This is a genomic window from Acinetobacter sp. Ac_3412 (assembly GCF_013072675.1).
In the GTDB taxonomy this organism is placed as follows: Bacteria; Pseudomonadota; Gammaproteobacteria; order Pseudomonadales; family Moraxellaceae; genus Acinetobacter; species Acinetobacter higginsii.
In genome coordinates, this window is sequence record NZ_LXUJ01000011.1 from 528,047 (window position 1) to 540,390 (window position 12,344).

Here is a 12,344-nt window from a genome sequence, read left to right on the forward strand (position 1 = left end):
GAAATGTGTTCATATTGACAGTATCAGCGTGTAATAATTGCCATATCCAAGGAAGTACCAAAATTTTATGAAACTTCAAATGATAGCGTGTGCAGTTGCGATTGCGACTGGTGGTTTATTTTTCTCTCATACCATGAATGAGGCATTTGCGGCGACGGAAGCACCTGTCGTTTCAACGGTAATCAAACCATCACAAGAGCAGGCATTGGTCGCACGTCAGTTAGCCACATTGGTTGATCGCCAACATTATTTAAATATGCGCTTAGACGCAGCAACTTCAAACCGTATTTTGAATATGTATTTGGATAGCCTTGATCCAGATCATTCATTATTTTTAAGTGGTGAAGTTGAAGAATATCAAAAAAAATATGGTTCGAATTTTGGTAGCTCATTGAAAGCGGGTAATTTAACTGGACCTTTTTTGATCCATGGGCAATATCGTGATCGTTTGAAACAATTTTATGAGTTTATGTTAGCTGAGTTGAAAAAGCCGCAGAACTTAAATCAAAAAGATGTCTATCTCGATACAGATCGTGAAAAAGCACCATATTTCAAAACGACGGCTGAGCAGCAACAACATTGGCAGCAAATGCTAGTGTCACAGTTGATCAATTTAACCATTAGCAAAGAAGAAGAGCAGGCAAAGCAAAAAGCTTTAAAAGCAGATCCATCGCTTGCCAATGGTCAAGATTTAACAGGACCTGAAGATTTAACTCCAGTTCAGACCTTAACCAAGCGTTATACCCGTCAGCTAGAACGTATTGGTCGTGTGAAAAGTGATGATGTACTTGATAAAACCCTGAATGCAATGTTGGCGACTTACGATCCGCATAGTAACTACTATCCACCGATTGATGCGATGGAGTTGAATCGTCAAACAACTTTGCAGCTGGAAGGGATTGGGGTTTCGATTCGTCCTGAACGCGGTAATGAAGATTACACCAAGATTGAAACCATCGTCGAAGGTGGGCCAGCAAGTAAATCTGGTCAGGTAAAATCAGGTGATCGCATCATTGGTGTCGCGCAAGATGGCGAGAAAATGGTGGATGTAATTGGTTGGCCGAGCTCGGAAATTGTTGGATTGATTCGTGGTAAACGCGGTACCAAAGTTGTGGTGCGTTTATTGGGTGCAGGTGCATCGATGAGTCAAGCACGTAATGTGACTTTAACCCGTGACATTATTCAAGAAGAAGATGCAGGTGTGCGTTCACGTACAGTTGAAATTACCCGTGATGGTAAAAAGCATCTGTTTGGGGTGATTGAAATTCCATCTTTCTATTTTGACTACCGCTCGCGTCGTGCAGGTACTGAATATCGTTCAGTTTCTGAAGATACAGCCAAAGCATTAGATTCACTTAAGGCACAAAAAGTAGAAGGTATCTTGGTTGATTTGCGTAATGACCCAGGTGGTTCTCTCGAAGAAGTTGCGCGTATGCTCGGTCAGGTGATTAAGTCTGGTCCTGTGGTGCAAATCCGTGATGGTAACGGTAATGTCAATGTGTTTGAAGATACCGATGGTGGTGAGCAAATCTATGCAGGCCCAATGGCAGTATTAGTTAACCTAGCATCTGCTTCTGCAAGTGAGATTTACTCTGCGGCGATTCAGGATTATGAGCGCGGGATTATCATTGGTAGTACTACGACAGGTAAAGGGACGGCACAGGTTCAATTAGACTCTTTGGCTTATGGTCAGGCAACATTGACGCAACGTAAGTTCTATCGCATTACGGGTGGTAGTACCCAAAATAAAGGTGTGATCCCAGATATTAAGTTGGTTGATATTTACAATGAGGAGTTTGGTGAGCGTAAAGCGAAAAATGCCTTGAAGTGGGATACCATTCCAACAGCACCATTCAAACGTGAAGGTTCAGTGCAACCGTACGTTGCTAAATTGACTCAATCATCTGAACAACGTGTTGCGGCAGATTCTCAATTTAAATATTTAGAAGCACGTAAAGCAATTGCCAAGAAAACTTCGGATCAAAAGAAAGTGGTGCTCGATATTAATCAGCGCCGTGCCGAGTTGATTGATCTTGAGAAACAAACCTTGAATGCAGAAAATCAACGCCGCACTGCAACAGGTTTAGCACCGTATGCAAACTGGGAAAGTTATCAGGCATCTATTGATGCATTGGTTGAATCTCGTGCCAAAATGAAAGCACATTTGCGTCCACCATTGCCTGAAGAAGAAACCTTCATCAATGAAGCGGCAAATGTCCTGTTAGATTATTCGAAGTTGCAAGGTCGTTAAGCCCTTCATCATTCAATCAATAAAAAGCCCTGTATAACAGGGCTTTTTATTTTTGTATCAACTTAATTGACCCGAATCCAGATTTGGCTACGACCTAGTACAGAGACGCCGATATAGCCACGTAAATGTAAGCGTTGCCCATTGCTACTGAGTTTTGCAGTCAAGCTATAGACACGGCCACTGTTCGGATCCAAGATTTTCCCACCTGTGTAGGTGAGGTCCTTTTTATGTTTTAGCTTGGTAATCGCATTTAAACCTAAAATTGGCTTATTGGTATAAGGTGCAGGGCAGCCCGTACATAATTCTTTGGGGGTATAGCCTGTACGTGGGGTAATTTTGATAATTTTACCCGTATAGGAGCCATCGGCTTCTTGTATGATTTCAACCTGTCCTTTGGGGGCACCTGTTACATCATCAACGCTTTGCCAAATCCCAGCAATGTCTTGAGCAAAAGCAAAATGACTGAGTGTAAATAAGAAGAGAGAAGAGATCAGTTTTGTCGACATGTTCATGTTAAAGCCTCCTTGCTGCCATGGCTGTCCTGCTATTATTTCGGATTTCTAATTCGAGATTCAATCATTATTTTACGGTTGTATATTTTTAATATTTGAAATTTCAATTATTTTTTATATTGAAATTAAAAAAGCTTCTTCACGATATGAAGAAGCTTTTAGCTAGAACCGAGATCAATTTGATCAGAGAGAAGTGCGTATAATGGCTCTAAATTTTATTGATTTTACTCAGCACGAATCCAGATCTGATTACGACCCAATGCCGATACACCGAGATAACCACGTAAGTGCAAACGCTTACCATTGGCGCTGAGTTTGGCCTTCATACTATAAATTTTGCCTGAATTTGGATCGAGAATACGACCATTGGTATAGTTCAAGCCTTCGCTATATTTCAAACCCGTTACCACGTCTAAACCAATGATTGGCTTATTGGTATAGGGTGCAGGACAATCCACACAGGTTTCTTTAGGTGTATAACCTGTACGTGGCGTAATTTTAACTACTTTGCCTGCATATGTTCCATTCGCTTCTTTACGAATTTCAACCAATGCTTTAGGCGCCCCCGTCTTGTCATCAATACTTTGCCAGAGCCCCGTAATATCCTCTGCAAAAGTAAAACTGCTCACCGCAGATAAAAGTAACGCACTTAATAATTGTTTGCCCATCATTAAAAATCCTTTTAACGTTTAAGCTTACATTATGGCGGATATATGACAACTAGTTCAATCTTTATGTGATATCTGCGGCAAATTTTAAGATAAAGATAGAATAAAGGTCGGGAGCCAAATGGCTGTAAATACACCATTTACTGCCATGCCAAAGGCTGCGTAACGGCCTGTGACAGGACCGCGTTGCCATGCTTGAGCTGTACCAATTGCATGCGCAGCTAAACCTAGTGCCAGACCAGAAGCACGTTCGTCATGGATATGTTTTAAAATCCAAGGGGAGAATGCTGCACCAATCACACCTGATAAAATCACAATCAGTGTCACCATCATCAAAGGAGCATGCAGTAGGGTTGCGATGTTCAAGGCAATTGGAGTAGTCACAGCACGCGTTGCAAAAGCCATGATGGTTGGCTCAGACATGTGCAGTAAATAGGCCAGTCCCATTGGTAGGGCAACCGCACTAATACTGGCAAAGCATAAAATCCCAATCATCGATTTTAGCGGTAGATCATCATAGCGCATCGCGGCTAAGGGAATTGCCAAGGCAACTGTGACATAGCCGAGTAGATGGTTGAAAACGCCATTCACGTTATTCATATACTGTTGGTAAGGAATGCCAAAGATTGCCAAGAAAGCAATCACAATAAACATGCCAAACACAATCAGTGGAATTTGTGGGAATTTTTGATTCAGTGGTTTGGCAAGAAGATAACTAATGAAGGTAATGATGAAGCCATAGATAACCATTGACATAGATCAGCTCCTTATAACCAACGTTTCGCCATTTTGGCATAAATCCATAATGGCAATAATGTACTGAAAGTTAAGATAAATAAGAAGGCAGGAATTTCTTTGCCCATATGTACCAGCATAATTAATGAACCTGCACAGATCGGTAGAAAAGCAAATGCACTTTCTTTTAAGATTTTGTTGTTGGTATCAATCAGGCGATTGGAGATTTTTCTAAAACGTCTCCAGATTAACAATGTTGCTAATAAACTAATCAGCCCAGCCAGATTGCCCAATTCAGGATGACCAAAAGCATGCGTGATTGCGACAGCTCCTTCACGATAGACAATGATTAATAAAATCGTGCCAAACCAAGCTGTCCAATCAATATTTTTCATTTTCTTTCTAACTCTCGTTTATCGGAACGATGGCTGATCGTAATTATAGGGACGGATGATCTATTTCAAATTCTTCCAAAGGGCGTTGAAATAAGGAAGCTTTTTTTCCAAGAATTTCGTCTAATGGTAAATGGGCTTGTTTAATGATTTGTTCCAGTTTATGCGGTGCAATACATACGGATATATGGAGGTCGCCTTGCTCATCATACTGTTCCGATTGAATCACATTCAGGGTATAGAGCTGTGTTCGCAGTTTACCGTAAGCGGGTTTGAGCACTAAGTCAAACTGTTGCAATTGTCCCATCAGACATTGTTGTACGGCTTGACTGAGTAATTCAAGGCCTTGCCCAGCATGGGCTGAAACATAGACACGATCAGGGACGTCAGTTGTTTTATAAATGATTTTGGCGGCATCACCGCTGAGATCAATTTTATTGTAGACATGCAAAATTGGGGCATCGGCACCGATTTCTTTGAGGACTGATTCTACCGCTTCAATCTGTTCTGGCATATTCGGACTACTGCTATCAATAACGTGTAGCAGCAAGGTCGCTTCTAATGTTTCTTCTAAGGTGGCTTTGAACGATTCCACCAAATCATGTTGTAGATTACGAACGAATCCAACGGTGTCGGCCAGTACAACGGTGCCAATACCGTCCCAGTCTAGGCGACGTAAAGTGGGATCGAGCGTTGCAAATAGTTGATCGGCAGCATATACATCGCTTTTGGCTAAAATATTAAATAAAGTCGATTTGCCCGCGTTGGTATATCCCACTAGCGAAATTGTTGGAATGGCAGCTTTTTGACGTGCAGCACGACCCTGTAAGCGGGTTTGCTGTACTTTAATCAGTTTATCTTTGAGCTGAGTAATACGCACTCGAATCAAGCGGCGGTCTGTTTCCAGTTGTGATTCACCAGGGCCACGTAGGCCGATACCACCTTTTTGTTGTTCTAAATTGCCCGTAAAACCACGAATTAAACGGGTGGATAAATGTTTAAGCTGAGCTAACTCAACCTGTAATTTCCCTTCATGAGTACGTGCACGGAGTGCAAAGATATCCAGAATTAAACCAGTACGGTCAATCACGCGACACTTGAGAATTCGTTCTAGATTACGTTCTTGTGCGGGCGAGAGTGAATGGTCGAAAATCACCAATTCCGCTTCGAGAGTCTGGACCAGTTCTGCAATCTCATCCACTTTTCCTGAACCGATGAAAAACTTCGGATCAGGTTTATTACGTTGTACAATGAGATGTTCAAGGATTTCAGCACCTGCGGATTGGGCGAGTAATTGAAACTCTTCAGCATCGAGGTCATCGAGAAGTTGAACGGATACACTAACTAAAATTGCTCGTTCACCACTTTGACGCTGCTCAAAATTTTCCACGCTGCTCTGAAATCCTTATTTTTAAAATCTTATTCTAGAATAAACTTCAAGCAAAGGGCAAAGACTTAGTGGATTTATATGACATTACGACGTAAAAGTTCAATGAATCCGACTAATGTGCCCATATACAAAATTGACCACCCTAGAAACATTCTTAAGGCATAGCCATAAGGAATAGTGGTTTGTGGCTCAGATGTCGTGCTTTGCTGGTTCATCACATCACCTTTTGATCTGTAAATTCGATTTATTTATAATATTTGATCTGATAAATCTTTTAAAATTGAAAAAATTTATGCTCACATTCGTTTTTTGTTATGAAGGAAACTTCTATAAGGCAATATCGACATGATATAACAGAGTTAATTCAATGCACACGTGCATACATGCGTACGGTTTTAAGAATTTATGACTCAACAAGCAACAACAGTAAATAACACACCTTTAAGTTTGTTTTCGAAGTTTAGTTTATACAGTAAAAAATTAGCCTCAGGTCTGGAGACGATTGGTGAAGGCTTCTATCTCATTTACCGGCATGGTTTATATAAAGATCCAAATAATCCAGTAAATACCCGTTATGTACAGTATTTCTGTCGTCGTTTGTGTGAAGTCTTTAATATTGAAGTCCAAGTTCATGGCACCATTCCGCGTGAGCCTGCCTTATGGGTGAGTAACCATATTTCTTGGTTAGATGTAGCAGTGTTGGGCTCGGGTGCACGCATCTTTTTCTTGGCCAAAGCCGAAGTTGAAAAATGGCCTATTTTAGGAAACTTGGCAAAAGGCGGTGGCACTTTATTTATTAAGCGTGGTTCAGGTGATTCGATTCGCATTCGTGAGCAAATTACTGAATTCTTAAAACAAGATATTCCTGTACTGTTCTTTCCTGAAGCAACCACCACCGATGGCAGTAAAGTCAAAAAAGTACATGGCCGCTTATTAGGTGCTGCAATTGAAGCACAACGACCTGTGCAGATTTGTGTGATTTGCTATGTGAACCAACAAGGTGAACTGGATTTGGTTGCACCGTTTATCGGTGAAATGACATTTGCAGAGCATGTGCAACGAGTTTTGGAGATGCCTCAAGTCACTGCACATTTAATGACATTACCTGCCATTCCAGTCGAAGGGCATACGGTAGAAACGCTGACCAAGGAAGTCGACCGCCAAATGCGTGCTGGTCTAGAGCGCTTGCAGCGAAAAGTATTGTCCGTACTACCAGAAAGCGTGGAAACTACATAAATCCTTCAATTGGGAGCCATGAAATCACTTTCATGCCTGCTCTTTGCCACCATTTCATTTTGGGTTCTTTGGTGTAAATCAAAGGACCTTGTGGTGTTTCACGTTGCCACGTGATTTTCTTGTTGGCATCTAAAACCAAGCGATAGGCGTAAGTCTTTAGGTTCTGATCCATGGTCGCATGTACTGCTTGTGCCAATGGCGGGCTATTCAGTAATACGCCAATCTCGGTGTTCAAATAAGCGGAACGCGGGTCAAAATTAAAAGAACCAATAAAGACCTGTTTTTCATCTAGTGCCATCAGTTTGGCATGTAGACTCGAACGACTTAAACCTTTGATATTCACCTTGGCTTTTTTGGCCAGATCTTCGGTATGTTTATCCAGATCACTTTTATCTAAAGCAGGTAAGAACTCATACAGCTGTACGCCATTTTCCAGCAGTTCTTGGCGGTATTTACCATAAAAAGCATGTACCACTGCTACATCATTGGCTTTAAATGAGTTGGTCAATACTCTGACTTCGATACCATCTTTTGCCAAATCACTTAAAATTTTTGTTCCTTTCTTTTCAGGAACAAAATAAGCAGAAATTAAATCGATATTTTTTTCGGGTTGTTCGAGGTGGTTAATTAACTGGAAGTTGAGATGTTCTTCTTTTTTAGCTTTAGATTTGATTTTATCTGGTGAGTCTTTGACCACTTCTGCTTTGACCCAATCGAGTGAAATATCCCGATCCATGAGTGCGTCGACGGCTTGAGAGTGGCTGGTCAAATCAACATAGTTTTGTACCGTGATTCGTTTATAGTGCTCATCAAGTTGCTCTTTCAAACTTTCATAGCTTAAACGGTGAGCACTTTGTTTAACCACTTCTCGGACATCGTAGGCATATTCATGGTTCCAGTAGTCATCAAATGATTTGGAAATATCATTTACAGCGGTACCGAATAGCATCACATCCACGTCAGAAAACTGATAGGTATCACTGACATTGTAGTATTGGTTGGTCATATTGCGCCCACCAATCAAAGCCACCTGATGGTCGGCAATAAAGCTCTTATTATGCATACGACGGTTAATGCGCTTTAGATCCAGTACCATATCAATTGCACGATATTTTCGGAAACGGTAAGGATTGAATAGTTTTACCTCGATATTGGGATGTTGTGCCAAAGCTAAAAAAATACCTTCGGTATGCTTGGCATTATTATCATCAATCAATAGTCGAACGCGAACACCGCGATCTGCAGCACGGATCAGTGCATGCAAGGCCAAAGCCCCAACTTTGTCATTGTCCCAAATATAGTATTGTAAATCTAAGGTTTTTTCGGCTTTATCAATTAAACGAAGTCGAGCTGCAAGTGCTTCTAAAGGTTCATACAAAACGTGATAACCCGTGAGCTCGGGGTGCTGTTCTTGTAAGGGGCGAATCACTTGCGCTAAAGATGTTTGTGAGGTGTCGATTTGTGTGGTTGTTTGAATAACAGGTTCAATTTTATGTTTAGGTAAGGTACTACAACCTGTAACGGTCAGTGCAATTGAGCAATAAATCGCAAGCATACTTTTATTGTAAGTACTTGTACTTATCTTTGTATGTTTGCTATTTAAATGAGAAAATTGCGTCATAATCGTTACTGATTAAAAGTTGGGCTCGAGTATACCACTTCATCGAAAAAGATAAATATAAGATGAGATGTATGTCCCTAGGGTAAAGTTAATGAGGGCTGTAATGTCGAATTCGGATACTATTATTTTTGGTTTTTATCTTATTTTTGCCGTTCTGGCATTTTGGGCATTGATTCAAGCTTGGGTTCATCAAGCACGTACAGAAACCATCCATCCATTTAAAGCCTTTGTACATTTATTGGCGTTTTATCTGTCTTATTTATTAGTCCCACTCTGGTTTTTTAGTATTTATGCTGGCTGGGTTGGATATTACAGCCTTCATCAAGCAGGATTTGTATTTTTACTTAGCAGTGTGTTGATCTATGCGCGTTTTATTGAACCACACAAAATTCATGTTCAACATCATCAGTATCGTTTGAACTCAGAGCGTGAGTTTCATCAACCGATTAAAGTGGCTTTGGTTGCAGACATGCATGTCGGATTATTTTCAGGGCATGAGCGGCAATTGAAGAATATGGTCAAGAAGTTGAATCAGGCGAAACCTGATTTGGTGGTGGTGGCGGGTGATTGGACCTATGAACCTGAGAATCGCTTGGTACAGGAGCTTGAAGTACTCAAGCAAATTGAAGCACCTGTGTATTCGGTTCCTGGTAATCATGATGAACAATATCCTGGTCCTCCAATTCAAACTTTGTTAAGTCGGGCACTTGAACAGAATAACGTGATGGATATTGAGGGAAAGATTGTCGATTTTGATGAGTTCCGTTTGATCGGGATTGGAGATCTGTGGGCGGGTAAGGCCAATATGCGCTTTATGCCTGACTTACCTCAAGATAAACCTTGGCTGATTTTGTCACACAACCCCGATACGGTCGATATGGTGCCGGAACTGCCAACACGGCCATTAATGCTTTCAGGACACACGCATGGCGGGCAGATCGAATTGCCTTGGATCACCAGTTATATTATGAAACGGGTTTCTATTTTGGGGCACAAGAAGGGTTTCTATACCCATGAACATGCCGATGTGTTTGTCACGGTCGGGACGGGGATGGTAGGGGTCCCATTTCGTTTTCGGGTGCCGCCAACGATTGATATCATCGAACTAATTTAAATAAAAAACCGACTGCATTGCGTCGGTTTTTTTATTGAATCGGTTTGTTTATGGAATGATGATGACATTGACGCGACGATTGCTGGCACGGTTTTCATCTGATGTATTGGCTACAAAAGGTTGGCTTGAGCCGCGACCCACTACAGTTAGGTTATTTTGCTTAAAGCCTTGAGCGACAAAAATTGTCGAAACACTTTGAGCACGTTCTTCAGAGAGTTTCTGATTGTATTCTGGATTACCAATATCATCGGTATGACCCACAATTTTTAATTTTTGTAGGTCATATTTATTTAATTGAGTGGCCAAACGAACAATCTCTTTTTGATGTTCAGGTTTGATCTCTGCCTTATTAAAATCAAATAATAAACGTTCAGGTAGGCCTAGTGTCCAGCCTTCATCTGTCAGCACGAAACCTTCTTTCTTCAGCATCTTGACCTGACGATATTTCAACGGGCCAAAACTCAAGCAGCCAGCCAATGTTAGGCAGAGCAACGCAATAAATGAAATTTTAATGGTGTGAGTGCGCATAACATGTCCTAAATTTCTGGTTTATAAAGAAACCAATGTGGGTTTAAATTTTTAGCTTTATACATGGCTTGATCGGCTTGCATAATTAAATCCTCTGGATTCTCTGCAAACTGAGAAAAAGCAACCCCTAAGCTAAAACCGAAATGAATCATTTGTCCGTTAAACGCTAAAGGCTGCTCACAACTTGCGAGAACGCCTTCAGCGATTGTTGTTAAATGATCAGTGTGATGGATTGCATGTAGAATGATGGCAAACTCGTCACCACCTAAGCGCGCAATAAAATCCTCATGGCGAACCGATAGTCTTAAACGAGACGCCATTTCTTTTAAAACCGCATCACCAGCTAAATGCCCATACTCATCATTAATCATTTTAAACTTGTTATTGTCGATAAATAATAAGGCCGAGTTGTGACGATATTGCGGGTTTTCGAAGATATTAAATAATTCTTGATAAAAATAATGACGATTTGGCAAGCTCGTTAGTTGATCATGATGAGCTTGGAATGACAGTTGACGATTTTCTTTTTGCAGATGAGTATGCCAAATTTGGATTTCTTCTAACAGTTCATTAAATACGGTATTTAAATTTTGAAATTCGTGAATATGGTTGTTGGGGAAGCGTAAGTTATAGGCCTTTTGATCACTGACCAATTGTGCAATATGGGTGAGTGGCTTGATTGCTTGCATAATTTGGCGATAGGTAATATTCACCGACCACAATAAAGCAATCACAATGAAGAACATTGAAATTGCAAGACCAATAATAATGGTCTTTAAAAAGTGCAAAATATTCTCGGAGCTACCATAGAGCACCAGTTCGCCTACTTTTTTCTTATGATGGACTACCATGAGTTTAACGGGATCATGTAAAAACCAACGATCCATTAAATCTTGCATCACTGAGGTATGTGCAACTTTTTTGGTACTTTCAGCCAATAGTTGTTGCTGTGGATCATAAACATGAATACTGCGGATAGCATGTTCACTGGTGTAATCATCAAGGATCTGATCAATTGCACCTTTATCTCTAAACACCACTGCAGGTTGAACACGTTCTAGAACTGTTTGGCTTAATAACTGTAAATTTTGTTTCGCATAGGTTTCCATAGTGAACATGGAAATTGTGGCGAATGTAAAAGAACAAATTACGAAAGTAATTGCAAAGATCGCAAACTGCGACTTACGGAATAAGGCGTGCAAGGAAGTTGATTGATATAAATTAGAAATCATCCTGTTCACCCTGCATTCTTTGCTAAAAGTAAAACACGAGGATCAATATGCACTTTGGAATAACTTAACGCATCCAAATTTACCTTAAAAGTAGAAAAGGTCTTCTTATTATATAAGCAGAAAATACTGCCAATTTCACAGGCTGGGTTATTGGTACTTAATGAAAGCAATGATCGGGACGGATAGGCTTGAATCAAGTTTTGCTGTTGTTGCGGTGATGTTGTTGTGAAATAGGCAACATGACATTCTGTTTTTGGGAAGTCTTTAGCGCTGACTGCCTGAACTTGATACTCATAAGCAAGCTGGCGAATATTGCTTTGGAACTGATTCGCAGCATCTTGATTGTCTATGACGCAAATGGTTGGCCGATTTGTATTCGACCATTTGCTATAGCTTAATATTGATAAAGCCAATTCATAGAAGTTATGCGTTGATATGGCATAGCAAAGCGGGCTCGCAGCAAAAGATGCAGCAAGCAATAAATATCGAGCCTTTTTACCAGCAAACCGTATTTTCAATCAAAAGTGCCAAAAAATGTGAAGCAAGAGACATATTCTACTGGACTTAATTGTTTAAAAAAAGTTCTTAAACACAAAGAAAAAGCATTAAAAGTAACTGTTCAGTTCAAAAAATAAGCGTTCGAGGCAATAATTTAAGATAATTTA

At 40.5% G+C, this 12,344-nt stretch carries 13 protein-coding genes; 3 read left to right on the forward strand and 10 right to left on the reverse strand.

All coding sequences use genetic code 11. From position 1 onward, the window contains the following. The first annotated feature begins 67 nt into the window (after positions 1-67). Entirely contained in the window at positions 68-2,251 is a 2,184-nt protein-coding gene (locus A7P54_RS15270; RefSeq protein ID WP_171550072.1) for a carboxy terminal-processing peptidase, read from the forward strand. A 62-nt stretch (positions 2,252-2,313) separates the two neighbouring features. On the opposite strand, the gene A7P54_RS15275 is transcribed toward A7P54_RS15270, so the two are convergent. The 6 genes from A7P54_RS15275 to A7P54_RS15300 all read right to left on the reverse strand — a co-directional run bounded on the left by A7P54_RS15275 (position 2,314) and on the right by A7P54_RS15300 (position 6,163). After that, on the reverse strand, positions 2,314-2,763 hold the full coding sequence (locus A7P54_RS15275) for a DUF2147 domain-containing protein (protein WP_005318122.1): 450 nt from the start codon (positions 2,761-2,763) through the stop codon (positions 2,314-2,316). A 224-nt stretch (positions 2,764-2,987) separates the two neighbouring features. Beyond that, complete coding sequence (locus A7P54_RS15280; RefSeq protein WP_017401947.1) at positions 2,988-3,431, reverse strand: DUF2147 domain-containing protein; 444 nt, start codon at positions 3,429-3,431, stop codon at positions 2,988-2,990. 87 nt (positions 3,432-3,518) lie between these two features. After that, positions 3,519-4,187, reverse strand: coding sequence for an LrgB family protein (locus A7P54_RS15285; RefSeq protein WP_171550073.1), 669 nt, complete (start codon positions 4,185-4,187; stop codon positions 3,519-3,521). 11 nt (positions 4,188-4,198) lie between these two features. Further along, on the reverse strand, positions 4,199-4,561 hold the full coding sequence (locus A7P54_RS15290; protein ID WP_171550074.1) for a hypothetical protein: 363 nt from the start codon (positions 4,559-4,561) through the stop codon (positions 4,199-4,201). A 43-nt stretch (positions 4,562-4,604) separates the two neighbouring features. Continuing rightward, positions 4,605-5,948, reverse strand: a complete 1,344-nt coding sequence (hflX, locus tag A7P54_RS15295) for a ribosome rescue GTPase HflX (protein ID WP_171550075.1) — start codon at positions 5,946-5,948, stop codon at positions 4,605-4,607. A gap of 74 nt (positions 5,949-6,022) precedes the next feature. Then, positions 6,023-6,163, reverse strand: a complete 141-nt coding sequence (locus tag A7P54_RS15300; protein WP_004804260.1) for a hypothetical protein — start codon at positions 6,161-6,163, stop codon at positions 6,023-6,025. Between the two features lie 190 nt (positions 6,164-6,353). Between A7P54_RS15300 and A7P54_RS15305 the strand changes: the two genes are divergently transcribed. Further along, positions 6,354-7,184 carry a lysophospholipid acyltransferase family protein gene (locus A7P54_RS15305; protein WP_004804261.1) on the forward strand — a complete coding sequence of 277 codons (831 nt, stop codon included), beginning with the start codon at positions 6,354-6,356 and terminating at the stop codon, positions 7,182-7,184. On the opposite strand, the gene A7P54_RS15310 is transcribed toward A7P54_RS15305, so the two are convergent. After that, the gene (locus tag A7P54_RS15310; RefSeq protein WP_171550076.1) at positions 7,177-8,805 is read right to left on the reverse strand and encodes a phospholipase D family protein; all 1,629 of its coding nucleotides are present in this window, start codon (positions 8,803-8,805) and stop codon (positions 7,177-7,179) included. The genes A7P54_RS15305 and A7P54_RS15310 overlap by 8 nt on opposite strands. 103 nt (positions 8,806-8,908) lie before the next feature. Here A7P54_RS15310 and A7P54_RS15315 point away from each other — a divergent pair, with 103 nt between their 5' ends. Next, positions 8,909-9,919, forward strand: coding sequence for a metallophosphoesterase (locus tag A7P54_RS15315; RefSeq protein WP_171550077.1), 1,011 nt, complete (start codon positions 8,909-8,911; stop codon positions 9,917-9,919). Positions 9,920-9,967: 48 nt separating this feature from the next. Here the strand turns inward: A7P54_RS15315 and A7P54_RS15320 are convergent, their stop codons facing one another. The 3 genes from A7P54_RS15320 to A7P54_RS15330 are packed head-to-tail and all read right to left on the reverse strand — an operon-like array spanning position 9,968 to position 12,158. Further along, positions 9,968-10,447 (reverse strand): OmpA family protein, encoded by a 480-nt coding sequence (locus A7P54_RS15320; protein ID WP_004804266.1) that lies wholly within the window; start codon positions 10,445-10,447, stop codon positions 9,968-9,970. A gap of 8 nt (positions 10,448-10,455) precedes the next feature. Beyond that, complete coding sequence (locus A7P54_RS15325; RefSeq protein WP_004804267.1) at positions 10,456-11,679, reverse strand: diguanylate cyclase; 1,224 nt, start codon at positions 11,677-11,679, stop codon at positions 10,456-10,458. 5 nt (positions 11,680-11,684) lie between these two features. Further along, complete coding sequence (locus tag A7P54_RS15330; protein WP_004804270.1) at positions 11,685-12,158, reverse strand: YfiR family protein; 474 nt, start codon at positions 12,156-12,158, stop codon at positions 11,685-11,687. Positions 12,159-12,344: the final 186 nt, after the last annotated feature.